The sequence below is a fragment of the Bacillus sp. F19 genome, from assembly GCA_023823795.1.
Taxonomy (GTDB): Bacteria; Bacillota; Bacilli; order Bacillales; family Bacillaceae; genus Bacillus_P.
The window spans coordinates 2,937,245-2,953,564 of the sequence record CP085710.1 but is presented as its reverse complement, the minus strand read 5'-3'; the positions used below and the strand labels follow the sequence as shown (position 1 = coordinate 2,953,564).

Here is a 16,320-nt window from a genome sequence, read left to right as displayed (position 1 = left end):
GAAAATGGCAAGTGTTGAATTCGAGTTAACCCGAAATATTACCATCGGGCAGTATTTGCCGACAGGTTCACTCATTCATCGTATGGATCCTCGCATCAAGCTCTTAGCATTTACCATCCTTGTCATTGCAATGGCTATTTGTGACAGCTACGGTGGAAACATAATCGCGCTTGCTTTTGCATGTTATTTATTTTATATGTCTCGTATTCCGATTAGCTATGGTTTGTCAGGAGTCAAGCCCGCTGTACCTTTCATTTTAATATTAGCGGTATTGCAGCTGTTATTCTATAGCGAGATTGCTTCAGGCGGAACGGTTTTTGTGGATTATGGATTTATTCTTATAACAAGTGACAGCATTCGTCTGGTAATCGTTTCAGCCCTTCGATTTATTGAAATCATTTTTTTAAGCAGTGTATTAACGTTAAGCACTTCGACCACACAAATTACACATGGGATTGAAAGTCTTTTAAGACCTTTGAAGCATGTAAAGTTTCCGGTTCATGAATTTGCTTTAATCATTACGATTGCGATTCGATTTGTTCCTACATTTGCAATGGAAATGGAAAAAATGATGAAAGCCCAAGCCTCAAGAGGGGCAGAATTCGGCACAGGTGCATGGTGGAGAATTATCCAGCGAACCAAGGATGTATTTCCGATTATCATTCCATTATTCAATGTTGCGATGGCGAGGGCTGAAGATTTAGTGCTTGCTATGGAATCCAGATGCTATACCCCAGGGAGTGAACGGTCAATTTACACAAAGTATAAAGCTCAAACCAGGGATTATAGTGCACTTCTTTTCTGTATCCTGTTTACTATTCTATTATTGGCATTTCCATTTCCCTATTAGATTTTATTAAAAATGCAATACCATTCTATCAGTCTGAAAAAAATAAGGAGGGTAATCGAATGGAAAAAGGTCTAACCACTAGAAAGATTGTCATTGCTGGAGTATTAGGAGCAGTAGCTATTTTGCTTGGTGTCACCCGATTAGGTTTTATTCCTGTTCCTACTGCAGCAGGGAACGCTACCATCATGCATGTCCCGGCAATCATTGGAGGAGTCATGCAAGGCCCGTTTGTTGGACTGGTCATTGGACTGATCTTCGGTGTGTCTTCGTTCCTTGATGCAACTATTCCGTTATTTAAAGACCCGCTGGTTGCTATACTGCCGCGATTATTTATTGGAGTAACAGCCTATTTATCTTACATTTCCTTGAAGAGAGTCAACGAGTATGCCGCTATTGGGGTGGCGGGATTTGTAGGAGCGTTTACAAATACGCTGCTTGTTTTGACAATGGCGGTCATTAGAGGATATATTGCTCCAGGTGTCGCGGTTACGATTGCTGTAACAAACGGAATACCGGAAGCAATTGTTTCCGTGATCATTACCCTGGCAGTGGTTGTTGCATGGAAAAAGCTTGACCATAGCGGAAACAAGAAATCAAAGATTTCTGGAGAATTGTAGTGGAACGGTTTCATAACATAACAGACGTTCCTGGCGTTAAAGTCGGGAATGAAGAGGATAATTTAGGTTATACGGGCTGTACCGTTTTATTGTTGGAGAAAGGTGCTGTATGCGGTGTAGATGTTAGAGGTTCAGCTCCTGGAACAAGGGAAACAGATTTACTTAATCCAGTGAACCTTGTAGACCGGGTTCACAGTATCTGTCTGGCGGGAGGAAGTGCCTATGGTCTTGATGCAGCAAGTGGTGTTATGCAGTTTTTGGAAAAGAAAGGTATTGGACTGGATGTAGGTGCAGGAGTGGTTCCGATTGTGCCGTCAGCTGTCCTGTTTGATATGCCTGTAGGGGACCCTTCTGTTCGTCCGGATCAGAAAATGGGTTATAAGGCGGCATTAAACGCCAAAAGAGGATATTTTCCATTAGGTAATTCAGGAGCGGGTTGCGGGGCTACGGTTGGAAAAGTGGCTGGCCACCATCGGGCAATGAAAGGCGGGCTAGGTTCCGCGTCTAAAGTTTTTCCAAATGGTTTAGTTGTAGGAGCCATTGTTGCAGTAAATGCGATGGGGGAAATTCGAAATCCCGAAACGGGAGAAGTCATTGCCGGTGCCAGAGATGATCAGGGGAAAATAAAGAGCAGTTTAGAATGGATGCTAGAACAGCCTGCCATCCCCTTAAAGCCTGGTACAAATACAACAATAGGGGTTGTTGCTTGCAATGCGAAGTTAACTAAATCACAGGCCTCTAAGGTAGCGTCCATGGCACAAAATGGATTAGCTAGAACCATCTATCCTGTGCATACGATGTTTGATGGAGACACGATCTTTTCTTTGAGTACAGGCGATATGAGTGCATCAGTTGACCTGATTGGGACGATTGCTGCTGACATTTTGGCAGAAGCAGTCATCCTCGCTGTTCAGAATGCTGAAGGAATTGAAGGCTTTCCATCAAGTAAAGAAATCAATGAATCTCATTAAGAAAGGACGATTGCAATGACAGCAGCAATAGAATCTATTCTTCCTTTTATTGATAAAAAAGAAGTGATTGAACTGACAAGGAGTCTTATTCGTATACAAAGTGTCTATCGTCCAAATGTCGAGGGTGGAAACGAAGAAAAGGTTGCCCGTTTCATAGTTGAATACCTTAAGAACATCGGATTAGATGTTTATTATGAAGAAGTGGTGCCAGGACGGCCAAATGTTATTGCAGTTTATGACTCTGGTCTCCCAGGAAAAACTCTTTTATTTGAAGGGCATACAGATGTTGTAACTGAAGGAGATATTGATTCATGGACATATGATCCTTTTGGCGGAGAAGTCAGTAATGGCAGAATTTATGGAAGAGGTTCTTGTGATACGAAAGGGAACCTTGCTGCTGCCATTTCTGCTGTTCATTCTATAAAAAAATCAGGCGCTGCCTTTAAAGGGAAAATGATCCTTTGTATCCCCTGCGACGAAGAGGGAATGATGATCGGAATTAAAGATTTTATTAAAAAAGGCTGGGCAGATGGAGTTGATGGAGCCATTATCTGTGAACCTGAGGAGAATCAGCTCTGTATTACACAAAAAGGGGCGATGCGCATCGTACTTAAAACGTACGGAAAAATGGCCCATGGTGCGATGCCGCTTACTGGAATTAATCCCAATACACGCATGGCTAAATTAATAGTGGAATTGGATCAATTGGAACAAAGAGAAAAAGATCGGATGGGGGAACATCCGTATCTTGGCTGGCCGAGCATTACACCAACTATCATACAAGCACCAGTTAAGGGAGAACCGCAAATCAATGTAGTTCCTGCACAATGTATGACTACACTTGATATTCGGACGGTTCCTGGGCAGGAGCATCATCAATTGAGAAAGGAAATAGAAGTCATTATTGAACGGCTTGGTAAAGAAGATCCGCATTTCAAAGCGACACTTGAACTGATTGAGGACAGACCTTGGACAGAGACACCGAAAGATCATGAGGTAGTACAGGCTGTTGCGCAGGCTTATAAGGAAGTTACAGGTAAAGAACCCGTATACAATGGGGTCCCTGGGGCTACAGACGGGACGTTCCTTCATCTTGCAGGTGTGCCGATCATTACAACAGGAGCAGGTGATCGCCATATACCCCATCATGCCGATGAATATGTAGATATTGATGAGCTCGTTGAAACTGTGCAAATCTACACACTTTCTGCTCTTAACTTTTTAAAGTAGCACTTCACATGAAAATAACATCAGTTCTTCCTTTGTAATGAAATATATTTGGGAAATTTGAATGAATAGAGTATGCCAAAGGCTAACTTTTGGCACACTCTTTTTTTTCTGTAAAAACGGCTAGAAGTGTCTCTTCTTTAAGCAGACAGGTATTTATAGAGCAAGATGGAATCTGATGGAAAGATAGGTCTTGCATTGAAAACCGCATGTTTCATGGAACGAAGCTCAATCTTATTATTATTAGGCTGAAGAAAGACTTATATATAACTGCATATTACTCTTTTTATTTCTGACTGCCGGCATTAACTATTACAACTTCTACTTGTATGTCAGACAGAGAATCTTCCCGCAGCTTATATTTTTTGTGAGTTCAGGTGTTGAGCGGTATGTGGACTCAGTCAAATTGTACAAATCCGCATCCATTCAGTAAAGTGTTAATGAGTTTCGATAAGAAAAAAGCGGGGAAATAAACTAATAGAACGACGCTTATATAAAGAAGGGATGGATTCAAATGTCAGAACAAAATCATATTATTAATAAAAATGAAAGTCTTGAAACAGAAAAAGTTGAATGCCGCATAGCGACGATTCCTGATGAAAAGATGGAAGATATTCTGGGGAGTTTTGAAAGCTTTAAACAGTATTTGGGTAAAAGGGTGGCACTTGGCGAAAAACTTGGACTAAATGAAGAGCAATTAGCCTAAACAGCAGAAAAGGTAGCAGCTTACCTTGCTGAAAATGAGGAACCGAGAAATAGAGAAGAAAAATTGCTGCAGGAACTATGGAAAGCAGGCGAGCAGGAACAGCGCCATCAATTGGCACATTTGCTTGTAAGACTTGTTGGAAAAGAGAACGCATAAAATCGTTAGAAAAAGCTAGAGCGGAAAAGTCCGCTCTAGCTTTTTTCTTTTATGAATCGGTGCGGGTGGATCGTTCGGCATAATTAAAGATGGGGTCAGAGAGTTTAAACTCATATGTATTCCCGTCCACAATGCCGACCGTTTTTTCACTGTCGTAAAGGTCCAGCATAAAAGCTGCCATTTCTTTAGCAGTATGAAACTTTGGCACGGCGCCTTCATACATAAACTCATCTAGATCAAAAGAGCGCTTGGCAAATTCTGTTTCAGTTGCGGCAGGAGCCAATACTTTTGCCTGCATTTTAGCCCCTTTTGCTTTTAATTCACGGGCAAGGCCTTCAGTAAATGCACTTACATAAAATTTCGTTGCGCAGTACGTGACGGCTTCAGCAATTATGGTATATCCGCCTCCGGATGAAATATTCATAATCTGTGCACCATCATGATCGGAATAATCTCTTACAAAAAGAGAAGATAAAATCGTCAGCGCTTCAATATTTAAATGGAGCATAGACGCTATTTTGTTTAAATTTTGTTCAGCGATTGATGCAAAGTTGCCAAACCCTGCATTGTTGATCCACGTTTCAAGTTCGTATTCTTGAAGGCTGTCGTACAGCTTATAAGCATTCTCTGAAACGGATAAATCACTAATCCGGATGACAACATCCAGTTCTTTGTTTATTTCTTCGATTTCTGTTTTTAATTCCTGCAGCTTTTCTTCTCTGCGTGCAGCGATAATTAAATTTTTTCCGCGGCCTGCAAAAGCAAGTGCCGCTTCATACCCAATGCCTGAGCTAGCTCCGGTTATAACAGTATACTTCATTTGAACTCCTCCAACGATTGATTTCTTTTTCATTTTATTGGTTAGAGTATACTCTAAGTCAAATAGTATTTATAATAATTACTAGAAATGAGAACCTGGAGGGATAGGATGTATACCATTGGCGAGACAGCAGATTTATTGGGACTAAGCACTCACACCCTACGCTATTATGAAAAAGAGAACATTATTGAGCCGGGCCGCACTGTGAATGGAGTTCGAATCTATAATGATGACCAGCTTGCCTGGCTTCGTTTTGTGGTCAAACTAAAACAAACGCAAATGCCGATTGCACAAATTAGAAAATATGCTCAGCTATATTTAGAAGGTGAACATACAGCATATGCTCGCCTGCAGCTGCTTGAAAATCATAGAAAATCAATACATCAGCAAATAAAGACGCTGGAGGCTACAGAAAAAATGCTTGATGATAAGATTGCAGCATACAAAGAATCAATAAAGAAGAAAAACACCAATAATAAGCAAAATGACAAATCCATTAAATAACCTGTAAAGGATTTCGAACCTTTTAGAGGATTTTTTATACTGAACGAATGTAATCTCCTGTTCATGTTTTGTTCACCTTACTCACCTATACTCTTCTTATCAAGAAGAATTGGAGGACACAAAGTGAATCTGGCATGGAAGGAAATAAAAAAGAATAAGGCTCGTTTTATCATTTTAGGATCGATCATCTTTTTAGTGAGTTTACTGACGTTTATGATTTCTGGGCTTTCAAATGGATTGTCCCAAGATAATGCATCACTGATAAAAGGTTTGCCTGAGGGTCACTTCTATATGAATGCAGATGCTGAAGAAAATTATCTCGCATCTAAGATTGATAAAAAGATTGAGGAAAATATCCTTGCGGAAAATAAACAGGCTTCTGCCCTTGCAATCCAAATGGGTTTCCTAAACGATGATCAAGAAAAACAGCATAGTGTTGCCTTTGTGACATCAACTCAATCGCCATTTTTTGATGAGGTCGAAAAAGGGGAAGTGATTCTAGATCGTTCCTTAATAGAAGAAGGAGTGAAGATAGGAGATAAGGTAAAAAACAATCAATATAGCGGTGAACTGATTGTAAAAGGGTTTACAGATCATAAAAAATTCAGTCATGCACCTGCAGCTTTTATTAATCAAGAAGATTATCAAGAAATTTTCAAGGGGAATGAGATGCAATTCATCTTTCTGCCAAAGAAAAATGAGGAACAATCCTTTTCCGGACTTCAGTCATTTACCAATGACGAGTTCCTCAGCACAATTCCAAGCTACAAAGCAGAGCAGCTGTCCCTTAACATGATTTCTTGGTTTTTAATTGTCATTAGCGGCATGCTGTTCACTATCTTTTTCTATATGATGAATGTTCAAAAAATTGGATTATACGGAATTTTAAAAGCCATTGGCATGAAAACGAGATCATTATTTGTCATGATGTGGAGCCAAATGATGATCATCACGCTCTCTTCACTTGGAATATCGGTTCTAGTAAGCCAAGCTTTAGAACGCCTTGCTCCTGACGCCCTGCCATTTTATTTGCCGGCAGAGACAAGTTTCAAGCTTTCACTCATTTTTATTGCAGTAGGGTTCATTGGTGCTACTTTATCAGGTATTCAAATTAAAAAAGTGGAACCATTAAAAGCCATACAACAAGGAGGAGAGTAAAATGACAATATTTCAGCTGAAAGATGTGAAGAAAACGTTCATTAATGGCGAAGTAAAAGAACAGATACTAAATGGAATTAGTTTATCACTTAAAGAAGGTGAAATAACTGCATTAGTAGGAGCATCAGGTTCAGGAAAGAGTACCCTTTTGACGATTGCTGCAGGGCTTCAGCATGCAACTCATGGCCATATCCTTTTTAACGATAAAAATATCAGTGAAATGGATCAAGACCAAATCAGAAATTTGAGAGCCAATCAGTTTGGTTTTATTTTTCAAGCTTCTCATCTGGTCCCATTTCTTACGGTTCAAGAACAGCTTATGCTCATGCTTAAACTCTCAGAAACAAAGCTTAAGAAACAGGAACAAATCGACGAAACGGAAAAGTTGCTCAAATTGACAGATCTGTATCATCGGAAGGATGCATATCCCCAATCTTTATCAGGAGGAGAGAAACAGAGAGCAGCTGTAGCCAGAGCCCTGATACACAAACCGAAAATATTATTTGCGGATGAACCGACTGCCAGTTTAGATTCTAAAAGGTCAAAGGATATAATGAAATTAATCAAACAATTAACAAAAACGATGAAGATAACCACATTAATGGTTACTCACGACGAAGAAATGCTTCTTTATGCAGACAAAGTCGTGACAATGAGGGATGGATTGGTTTTCAAATAGACAAAAAGGCTGCCAGAATCTGTGGCAGTCTGATTTTGTTCATATTCATTTGATCATAATAGACTTGACGATCGGTTTATTTTTTATGAGGGGAAGAGAACATGAAAAGAATTTTAGTAGTGGACGATGATCAGGTAATGGTGAAATTTATCCAGATAGAGTTAAACCGTGCAGGCTATGATGCAGTCACCGCTTATTCTGGCAAGGAAGCTCTTTCAATTATAAATAAAACGGCGGTAGACTTAGCTGTAATAGACATCATGATGCCCGGATTAGATGGCTTCGAAGTAACAAGAGAATTGAAAAGCATTTGCGAGGTGCCTGTCATTTTATTAACGGCAAGGCATCACATAGAAGACAAAGAAAAGGGATTTCAATCAGGCTCAGATGATTATGTCGTAAAACCATTTGAATTTAAAGAATTACTATATAGAATACAAGCTATTTTAAGAAGATATCAGAAACCGCAGGATGAGCTGCTGAATATTGGTTCAATCAAAATTGACCGCAGAAGCTATGAAGTTCAGACGGAAAGCGGGACGCTGATGCTTCCGCTTAAAGAATTCGAAGTCCTGCGTCTTCTCGCTTCTCGCCCAAATCATGTATTTACCCGCGAACAAATCATTGAGAGTGTGTGGGGAATAGACTACACAGGTGATGACCAGACCGTCAATGTTCATATAAAACGAATCCGCAGCCGGCTTTCCGGCAAGGCGCCAGACATTCAAATTACAACAGTTCGCGGAGTCGGGTATAAGATGGAGGAGCTGACATGACCCATTCACTCTACTTGAAGTTCGTTTGGTTTACTCTCATTACAATGATCATCAGCAGTTTAACATCCTTCTTTGTTATGAATACGTATTATCACCAGTTTTTAAAAAAAGAAAATGATAAAAAGAATGCAGCGATTGCGGCTGAGATGTCGGCATATTTAGAGGGTTTGAATTCCGATCAGCTAAGTGATGCTCTAGAAATGCTAGGTGCATCCGGCTATCAGCTTTATGTGGAGGATCAAAGCGGAAGCGGTTCTTTCTACGGAGGAGAGTACCGGGATAAAACCTTGCCCAAAGAGGTCATTTCTTCTGTCATAGATGGGAAAGTTTATCATGGAATGCGAGACTACCCAAGAGAAACGTTTGTGACAGGATTTTTTGCAAATGAGCTGAAAAATTCAGTAGGTGTTCCCATGGAAGCAGGTGGAACAAACTATGCACTCTTTATTCGGCCGAACATCGGCTTGCTGTTTGGAGAGCTTCGTTTTTTATTCGGAGGTCTAGGTATTGGTCTATTGATTTTAAGTATTTTTGGCATGATTATTGTTGCAAGGAAATTAATTCATCCAATTACTCACTTGACAAAAGTGACAAAAAAACTGGCCGCTGAATCGTTTGATGAACCGATTAACATTTCCCGCAGAGATGAAATCGGACAATTAGCTAAAAGTTTTGATGCGATGCGTGTTCAAATCAAACAGCTGATGACAAAAAGAAAAGAGTTTGTAAATAATGTTTCACATGATATTCAGTCACCGCTGCATACGATTCAAAGCTACCTTGCGTTATTGAATAAGCCCGATGTGACAAAAGAAGAGCAAATCGCTTATCAGAAAATAATTCATCAAGAAACCTCAAGACTGTCTGAATTAACTAAACAGCTGCTTGCATTAACCGTTTTGGATGAATCTCTTGCACTTCAAGATAAGAAACTACTTTCAATAAATAAACAATGGTCAGACACCATTAACCACTTTAGGTGGAAATTAGAAGAAAAAGAAATGAGCCTTTCTCACTCTTTGAAAGCAGAAAACATCATAGGAAATGCATCCTTGCTTCAAACAGTATGGGAAAACCTTTTAAATAATGCCGTTAAATATAGTGAGGAAGGCGGAAGTATCCACATTGAAACAGATAATAAAGAGGATCAGGTTATGATCAAGATCCGTGATGAGGGGATTGGAATGTCTGAGGATGAGAGGAAACAGGCGTTTGAAAGGTTCTATCGTGCAGATAAAGCAAGAACCCGCAAAACAGAAGGAACAGGTCTAGGTCTTTCGATAGTGAGAGAGATTGTGAATTTGCATCACGGCAGTATTGACATCGAGAGTGTACCGCTAAAAGGGACTTCAATCATTATTTTATTACCTAAAGGGTAATGACGACTTTTATCTTTTCCTGCGCTGTAAATTTAGCCATAAAAAAAACTGCACCTCCAAATGTTAGATTGTGTCTAACATTTGGGGTGCAGTTCAAAAGATGGAGGTTTTTCACTTGCCAAATAAATAATGTTCTAATTAACGGTACTCTCATCCATGTACATAACTTCCCAAAGGTGACCGTCCAAGTCCTGAAAGCTCCAGCCATACATAAATCCGTGATCAATTGGATCTTTAGATTCTGAACCTCCAGCCTTTAGGGCTTTATTAACAATCTCATCTACTTTTTCACGGCTATCAGCAGATAGGGCCAAGATAACTTCAGTGCTTTTTCCTGCATCGGAAATATCTTTCTTAGTAAAAGTTTTAAAATAATCTTCAACAAGCAGCATGACAAAAATATGCTCGCTGATCACCATACAAGTAGCATTATCATCTGTGAATTGCGGGTTGAACTCAAACCCGATTTTTGAAAAAAATTCGACGGATTGATTAAGATTTTTTACAGGTAAGTTCACAAAGATTTTATCTGCTGTCAGACTCATTTTTATCACCCTTAATTAATATTTTTTATAGTCCGGAACCATCAGATGCTTTTTCATGAAGTCAACTATTACACCAATAATGTAAAATGAATATCACCCGCATGATCCACTTTTATTACTTCTTCAGCTTACTTTGTTTTCCTTCTATTTTACAGAAATTTATAAATATACAATGTCCATACCCATTTAAAATTGGAAGAGCGGGATAGTAAAAATCTTTCATAGAAATTGGGAACAAAGAGTAATTCAGCATGTGAAAGAGGAAGTATTACATAGTAACTAACGCATCAGATTGTTAAAGATAGCTTTTAATATTATTCCGCAATCGGGCCATTTATGGAAGATCACTTATGTGTTTAAACGAGCAGATTATTCTTTTCGCCAACAATGTGTAGAGGATGAATCTAGACGGTATGAGGACAATTGAGCACTGAACAATGATTAAAATAAAAGACAAGTAAGGTGTATGTGAAAAGGACTTAAATAGTGTCCTTTCACATACACCTTTTTTAAATGAAATTTAAACTTTCCTCTAACCTGACTTTAACCTTCATTGCCTAAGATAGACATGAAAAGGTAAAAGGAGGATTGGTCATAAAAATCCCAAAAGAAGAAAACCGAGATTTAGAATCGAATATAGCGTTTATATCCATAGAGTTTATATAGGAAGTAGTGAAAACTTGAAAACAAAAATAAAGATTATTACGAGAAATATTTTATTAACTATAGTAGCAGTCCTCCTTATTTGGATTATTTTTCATAATGTTATGACTATATATGAACAAAAAAAATACCAAGCATTAGGGCAATTAGTTGAAGTAGATGGAAACAACATGCATGTCTATACAAAGGGTGATGGTGGAAATACAATTCTCTTATTAAGTGGTTTGGGTACCTCTTCACCAGTGCTGGATTTTGGACCTTTGATTAATGAGATGGCTAAGTACAATAAAATTGTAGTCGTAGAGCCTTTTGGATATGGCTGGAGTGATTTAACAAATAAGGAACGAACAGTGGAAAATATAGTTGAAGAAATAAGAACAGCTCTAAAAAAATCAAACATAGAAGGGCCATACATATTAATGCCTCACTCTGTTTCCGGAATCTATAGCATGTATTACGCCAATAAATATCCTGATGAAATTAAAGCTATTATAGGGATTGATTTCACATTGCCAAAGGCATTGGAGTATTTTGAAGAGTCTGCACCAACTTTGCCCAAGTATATTAGCTTTGTTGCACCAACTGGAATTGTAAGAGTTGCATTATCTATCATCCCTAATGAATTCCTACCATTAGCAAATGAAGGAACTTATTCTAATGAGAATTTAAAGATGACCAAAATCATTTCTGCTTGGAAAGGCTATAATCAAAATGTAGTTGATGAAGGAAATGAAATAAATAATAACATAGAAAAAACGAAAGATATGTCATTTCCTACGAATTTGCCTGTCATGATCTTTACTACAGATAAAAATGAAATAAATAAAGAAGGCCGATCCAATAGAACTTTTTATCAAACGCAATTAAGTAATGTAGCTATTAATAAACTCGTTATTTTAGAAGGGCACCATTATCTTCATTGGACGCGGTATAAGGAAATATCCGATTACGTTAATGAATTCACGGATACTTTTGTTAAGGATTAATAGATATTCATATAAAAAGATGATTGTTGCTTATGCAATATCTATACAGCAAGTTTTATTTTGATATATTCAACAATCGGGCGTTTTAATGGAGTAACATAATATTTATGGACTAACAGGTAAAAACCGATCAGTCCATTTTTTATCAATAAGGTACACTCTAATGGAACAAATAAAAAAGACACTTAATAAATAAGTGTATAGTCTTATTAAATTTATCGGACTATATTTACTCTTTGACCATATACATATGCACCATATAGATTATCAGAAATATCAATTTTAAATGTTCCTACTTTCATTCCAGAAAAGGTTACGACTGCCCCTTGACTATTATAATTTTGAGTAAACGCTTTGTATCCTGTACAAGCATTTGTACTAACATTGCATACACGTGCTTTTATATTGTGTGCGTGAGCTGGAGCATAACCAGTTCCTGGTGTATAACTCTGCCTCCACATCCCCCTTGTAAAAATAACTATTTCTCGATCCGTATTATTTGTACTTACTATTCCTTCATGTTTTCCATCCTCAGTGTGAAAACTTCCCCAACCAGAACTATAATCAGCACTTGCTTTATCAGTTCCAAAAGAAAAAACTCCAATTAAACTAATAACCATAACACCAAGAACAGATAATATATTTTTCAACAAATTCCCTCCTTATTTTTAAAACCTATTTACAAATAAAGTATATTATGTAAATTCATTTTGATAACAGTTTTTTTAGTCTTTTTGGATTGCAATGGGGTACCACCATGGGAATAAGAAGGAGTTTTTGATAAGGTACAGAAATTGTTATGAAGAGACAAAAAAATTTGATTTACCATTTTTTGTTCAGTTTGGTGGTATTCTTACAAAAGAATGGATGTGGAAACGTGCAAAAGAATATCCTACTTGTCGAGGATGACAGAGAAATAAGTAAACTGGTTAGTTGTCACTTAGAACAGGAGAATTTTACGGTACTTACTGCATTTGATGGAGAGGAGGCATTGGCTCTTCTTAAGAAAAATGAGGTTGATTTAATCTTACTTGATTTAATGCTTCCTAAGCTAAGTGGGATGGATTTCCTAAAGCAGATAAGAGCAACGAGTTTAATTCCTGTATTGATCATTTCAGCAAAAGGGAGTGATATAGATAAAGCGTTAGGTCTTGGTTTTGGTGCAGACGATTATATCAGCAAGCCTTTTTCCATGCTTGAACTAACCGCCAGGGTACATGCTGCAATTCGCAGGGCAACACAATATCTTCCTACAGAGAATGGATCTACTTCAGCTATCGTACATTTTAAAGAGCTTTCTCTTGACTTAAAAACCTTTTCGGCACTAATTAAGGGGAAGACCGTGCAGCTTACATCCAAGGAATTTCATATTTTAAAGCTATTTATGATAAATCAGAGCAGAGTGTTTACAAAGGAGCAAATTTACCATTTTATTTGGGAAGATGACTATTATGGGAATGAAAATGTGATTAATGTTCATATTAGAAGACTTCGGGAAAAAATAGAAGTGGATCCGTCAAACCCGCAATACATTCGGACGATATGGGGAATCGGATATAAATTAGGTGAGTAGCTTATGGCTCTTTTATTGAGTATAATCATTGTTGTTTTGCTTGTGATCATCGGAGTGCAGTCCTATTTTAGAAGAAAAATGAATAGAGACTTGAACGAAATACGGAACAAACTTTCCGATATTATTGAGCAGGAGACTGCTGAAAAAGTGTTAATACAAACAGATCAGAAAACCATTAAACTATTCCTCATTCAAATCAACCGTCTTTTAGATTACAATCAACAAGTAATTGCGGACTATATGAAAACTAAAGAAAGCTTAAGAAAAATGCTGTCTAACATGTCTCACGATTTGAAAACCCCATTCACCGTAATTTGGGGCTATGTTGAAAAATTAAATTTAGACAACAGTATGAGTGTGGAAGAACGGAGCGAGGTTACTTCCCGTCTTCATCAAAAAACGCTGCATGTAATATCGCTGCTAAATCAATTTTTTGACCTTGTTAAACTTGATTCTGGGGATTATTCGATACCTTTAAGCAGGATTTCTATTAATGAAATATGCAGGAAAAATGTGCTAGAGTTTTATGATTTACTGCAATCTAAAAATTTTCAGGTGGAAGTGAACATTCCAGAACAATATTATTACATTCTTGGAAATGAAGAGGCATTAAATCGGGTCTTAAACAATCTTATTTCAAATGCCATCCGTTATGGTAGTGATGGAGGGGTGTTTGGGTTAACAGTTCGAGAAGACGGGGATTATATCGCAATTGATATTTGGGATAAAGGTAAAGGAATCGCTGAGGTGCATCAAGAAAAGGTATTTGAACGGTTATATACATTGGATGATGCCAGAAACCCAGAATTTCATGGAAGTGGGCTCGGGTTAAGCATAACGAAACATTTAATAGAATCAATGAAAGGTTCCATCCACTTAAGTAGCAAACCATATGAAAAAACGGTCTTTACTTGTGTTTTCCATCAAATTACGTATTAAGTACTTTTCACAAGAGGTGTTCAGTTAGAACAGCCTCTTTTTGTGCAAACAAATAACTTAAGAAATTTGTAAGGATTGAGAAAGAAAAAAGATATTTTTGATTCCTATAATGAAAGTAGATGCAGGAAGGAGGAAGTCAGGATGAATCATGTAGTAAAAACAACAGGGCTTACAAAAAAAGGAAAAGACAGAGAGTTGGTAACAAATATAAATCTTAATATTCGTAAAGGAGAAATTTACGGTTTTCTCGGTCAAAATGGTGCAGGTAAAACAACTATTATGAAAATGCTCACTGGCATAACGAAGCCAACAAGTGGGGAGATCGAATTATTTGGCAAGAAGCTTACGGAACGTTCAAAGTTTGTTTTAAAGAGAGTCGGTAGCATTATTGAATATCCAATCTTTTTTGAGCATTTAACTGCGATGGAAAATTTGAAGCTTCATTGTGAATATTTAGGATATTATGACGATAAAGGAATAAAACAAGCGTTGGATATGGTTTATTTGAATGGGGTTGAGGACAAAAGTGTGAAGGAATTTTCCCTTGGGATGAAGCAGCGGCTTGGGATAGCTAGAGCTATTATTACAAAGCCTGAACTGATTATTTTAGATGAGCCAACAAATGGTCTAGATCCTATTGGGATAAAAGATACGAGGGATTTAATCTTAATGCTTAACAAGGAATATGGAATAACCTTTATCCTTTCTAGTCATATTTTAGGAGAAATGGAACAGGTTGTAGACAGGGTTGGTGTAATTGATAATGGAAGGTTGTTAAATGAAGTTACATTAGAGGATATTCGAAAGCAGCGAACAGATTACATTGAGCTATCGACAACAGATGTACAAAAAACGATTTATTTACTTGAAAATGAACTTCATATTTCGAATATGAAAATTATTCAAGGAAACAGAATTCGAATATATGATCTGACTCATTCTCAAATCGATATCTCCAAATTGTTGATTCTCCATGGAGTAGGCATTGAAGAAATCCAAAAGCATACTAGCTCTTTGGAAGACTATTTTTATAAGCAAATTAATGGAGGTGAAAAAATTGTTTAAATTAATGCTATTGGAATGGAAAAAATTAAAGCATCAATCTGTTATTGGTGAAGTAATCATTTACTGGCTTATTCTTATGTTTATGCCTGCATTTTTTATAAAAATGGTAATGCCTGTTTTTGGCCAGAGCTATGCTACAGCCATTGAACTAAATTTGTATATACAATTGGGATTCACCTTGTTTGGAGGATCCCTTATCAATCAGGTTTTCATTGAAGAATATAAAAATAAAACGATCTCACTTTCTTTTGGATACCCAATTAGCCGAAAAAAGTTGTTTACAGCAAAAGTGCTGTTTATCTCACTTTTTGTTTTTCTTGTTACGATTGTTTCCTTTTTATTGGCAGGTTTGACAACCTTTTTACTTGATCAGTTTTTCCCTATTATTAACGGACAGCCAACTCATTCGGATATTATCACCTATTTTAGTAGTATGATCACCCGTTCGCTTATTGTTACCCTGATTAGTTTCATTCCGCTCTTTTTCTTTGGCATTTTGAAAAGAGGAACAGTACCAACCGTTATATGCTCTGTAGTAACTATGCAATTACCAAATTTCTCATCATTCTTAAATCTTGAACCGGAGTTTGTCATAGCAGTAATGTGCATATTAGGAGCTCTTAGCATATACCTTTCCATTAAGACTGCGGAGAATATCGGGGAGATTTAATTTTGGGTGCACATGTGTACCCAAAATTAAATCTGA

Annotated in this window: 17 protein-coding genes and 1 pseudogene; 15 read left to right on the top strand and 3 right to left on the bottom strand. The window is 37.5% G+C overall.

Annotated elements, in window-relative coordinates; genetic code table 11:
- The first annotated feature begins 4 nt into the window (after positions 1-4).
- The 5 genes and pseudogenes from LIT25_15150 (at position 5) to LIT25_15130 (ending at position 4,527) form a co-directional block, all read left to right on the top strand.
- Positions 5-850 carry an energy-coupling factor transporter transmembrane protein EcfT gene (locus tag LIT25_15150; GenBank protein ID USK31970.1) on the top strand — a complete coding sequence of 282 codons (846 nt, stop codon included), beginning with the start codon at positions 5-7 and terminating at the stop codon, positions 848-850.
- Between the two features lie 59 nt (positions 851-909).
- Positions 910-1,467, top strand: a complete 558-nt coding sequence (locus tag LIT25_15145; GenBank protein ID USK31969.1) for an ECF transporter S component — start codon at positions 910-912, stop codon at positions 1,465-1,467.
- On the top strand, positions 1,467-2,438 hold the full coding sequence (locus LIT25_15140; GenBank protein ID USK31968.1) for a P1 family peptidase: 972 nt from the start codon (positions 1,467-1,469) through the stop codon (positions 2,436-2,438). Before LIT25_15145 ends, LIT25_15140 begins: the two co-directional genes overlap by 1 nt.
- Positions 2,439-2,453: 15 nt before the next feature.
- On the top strand, positions 2,454-3,668 hold the full coding sequence (locus LIT25_15135; GenBank protein USK31967.1) for a M20 family metallopeptidase: 1,215 nt from the start codon (positions 2,454-2,456) through the stop codon (positions 3,666-3,668).
- 511 nt (positions 3,669-4,179) lie between these two features.
- Positions 4,180-4,527 (top strand): annotated as a pseudogene (locus tag LIT25_15130) (DUF3243 domain-containing protein).
- A gap of 49 nt (positions 4,528-4,576) precedes the next feature.
- Here the strand turns inward: LIT25_15130 and LIT25_15125 are convergent.
- Complete coding sequence (locus LIT25_15125) at positions 4,577-5,347, bottom strand: SDR family NAD(P)-dependent oxidoreductase (protein USK31966.1); 771 nt, start codon at positions 5,345-5,347, stop codon at positions 4,577-4,579.
- A 108-nt stretch (positions 5,348-5,455) separates the two neighbouring features.
- Between LIT25_15125 and LIT25_15120 the strand changes: the two genes are divergently transcribed.
- The 5 genes from LIT25_15120 to LIT25_15100 all read left to right on the top strand — a co-directional run bounded on the left by LIT25_15120 (position 5,456) and on the right by LIT25_15100 (position 9,843).
- Positions 5,456-5,851 carry a MerR family transcriptional regulator gene (locus LIT25_15120; GenBank protein ID USK31965.1) on the top strand — a complete coding sequence of 132 codons (396 nt, stop codon included), beginning with the start codon at positions 5,456-5,458 and terminating at the stop codon, positions 5,849-5,851.
- 123 nt (positions 5,852-5,974) lie between these two features.
- Positions 5,975-7,009, top strand: a complete 1,035-nt coding sequence (locus LIT25_15115; GenBank protein ID USK31964.1) for an ABC transporter permease — start codon at positions 5,975-5,977, stop codon at positions 7,007-7,009.
- Between the two features lies 1 nt (position 7,010).
- On the top strand, positions 7,011-7,688 hold the full coding sequence (locus LIT25_15110) for an ABC transporter ATP-binding protein (protein USK31963.1): 678 nt from the start codon (positions 7,011-7,013) through the stop codon (positions 7,686-7,688).
- 101 nt (positions 7,689-7,789) lie between these two features.
- On the top strand, positions 7,790-8,464 hold the full coding sequence (locus LIT25_15105) for a response regulator transcription factor (protein ID USK31962.1): 675 nt from the start codon (positions 7,790-7,792) through the stop codon (positions 8,462-8,464).
- Entirely contained in the window at positions 8,461-9,843 is a 1,383-nt protein-coding gene (locus tag LIT25_15100; protein ID USK31961.1) for a HAMP domain-containing histidine kinase, read from the top strand. Before LIT25_15105 ends, LIT25_15100 begins: the two co-directional genes overlap by 4 nt.
- A gap of 134 nt (positions 9,844-9,977) precedes the next feature.
- Here LIT25_15100 and LIT25_15095 read toward each other — a convergent pair whose 3' ends face one another.
- A complete protein-coding gene (locus tag LIT25_15095) occupies positions 9,978-10,388 on the bottom strand; it encodes a VOC family protein (protein ID USK31960.1) in 411 nt (136 codons plus the stop codon).
- Between the two features lie 767 nt (positions 10,389-11,155).
- On the opposite strand from LIT25_15095, the gene LIT25_15090 reads away from it, so the two are divergent.
- The gene (locus LIT25_15090) at positions 11,156-12,037 is read left to right on the top strand and encodes an alpha/beta hydrolase (GenBank protein USK36296.1); all 882 of its coding nucleotides are present in this window, start codon (positions 11,156-11,158) and stop codon (positions 12,035-12,037) included.
- A gap of 215 nt (positions 12,038-12,252) precedes the next feature.
- Here the strand turns inward: LIT25_15090 and LIT25_15085 are convergent, their stop codons facing one another.
- On the bottom strand, positions 12,253-12,687 hold the full coding sequence (locus LIT25_15085) for a hypothetical protein (GenBank protein ID USK31959.1): 435 nt from the start codon (positions 12,685-12,687) through the stop codon (positions 12,253-12,255).
- Between the two features lie 227 nt (positions 12,688-12,914).
- On the opposite strand from LIT25_15085, the gene LIT25_15080 reads away from it, so the two are divergent.
- The 4 genes from LIT25_15080 (at position 12,915) to LIT25_15065 (ending at position 16,284) form a co-directional block, all read left to right on the top strand.
- A complete protein-coding gene (locus LIT25_15080) occupies positions 12,915-13,610 on the top strand; it encodes a response regulator transcription factor (GenBank protein USK31958.1) in 696 nt (231 codons plus the stop codon).
- 3 nt (positions 13,611-13,613) lie between these two features.
- Positions 13,614-14,549, top strand: coding sequence for a sensor histidine kinase (locus LIT25_15075; protein ID USK31957.1), 936 nt, complete (start codon positions 13,614-13,616; stop codon positions 14,547-14,549).
- 141 nt (positions 14,550-14,690) lie between these two features.
- The gene (locus tag LIT25_15070; protein ID USK31956.1) at positions 14,691-15,614 is read left to right on the top strand and encodes an ABC transporter ATP-binding protein; all 924 of its coding nucleotides are present in this window, start codon (positions 14,691-14,693) and stop codon (positions 15,612-15,614) included.
- The gene (locus LIT25_15065) at positions 15,607-16,284 is read left to right on the top strand and encodes an ABC transporter permease (GenBank protein USK31955.1); all 678 of its coding nucleotides are present in this window, start codon (positions 15,607-15,609) and stop codon (positions 16,282-16,284) included. The genes LIT25_15070 and LIT25_15065 overlap by 8 nt, the downstream gene beginning before the upstream one ends.
- Positions 16,285-16,320: the final 36 nt, after the last annotated feature.

Excerpts from the sequence above, each read along its gene's own strand:
- LIT25_15150 (USK31970.1), top strand. The coding sequence starts at position 5 with ATGGCAAGTGTTGAATTCGAGTTAACCCGAAATATTACCATCGGGCAG.
- LIT25_15145 (USK31969.1), top strand. The coding sequence starts at position 910 with ATGGAAAAAGGTCTAACCACTAGAAAGATTGTCATTGCTGGAGTATTA.
- LIT25_15135 (USK31967.1), top strand. The coding sequence starts at position 2,454 with ATGACAGCAGCAATAGAATCTATTCTTCCTTTTATTGATAAAAAAGAA.
- LIT25_15125 (USK31966.1), bottom strand. The coding sequence starts at position 5,347 with ATGAAGTATACTGTTATAACCGGAGCTAGCTCAGGCATTGGGTATGAA.
- LIT25_15120 (USK31965.1), top strand. The coding sequence starts at position 5,456 with ATGTATACCATTGGCGAGACAGCAGATTTATTGGGACTAAGCACTCAC.
- LIT25_15110 (USK31963.1), top strand. The coding sequence starts at position 7,011 with ATGACAATATTTCAGCTGAAAGATGTGAAGAAAACGTTCATTAATGGC.
- LIT25_15105 (USK31962.1), top strand. The coding sequence starts at position 7,790 with ATGAAAAGAATTTTAGTAGTGGACGATGATCAGGTAATGGTGAAATTT.
- LIT25_15100 (USK31961.1), top strand. The coding sequence starts at position 8,461 with ATGACCCATTCACTCTACTTGAAGTTCGTTTGGTTTACTCTCATTACA.
- LIT25_15095 (USK31960.1), bottom strand. The coding sequence starts at position 10,388 with ATGAGTCTGACAGCAGATAAAATCTTTGTGAACTTACCTGTAAAAAAT.
- LIT25_15090 (USK36296.1), top strand. The coding sequence starts at position 11,156 with ATGACTATATATGAACAAAAAAAATACCAAGCATTAGGGCAATTAGTT.
- LIT25_15075 (USK31957.1), top strand. The coding sequence starts at position 13,614 with ATGGCTCTTTTATTGAGTATAATCATTGTTGTTTTGCTTGTGATCATC.
- LIT25_15070 (USK31956.1), top strand. The coding sequence starts at position 14,691 with ATGAATCATGTAGTAAAAACAACAGGGCTTACAAAAAAAGGAAAAGAC.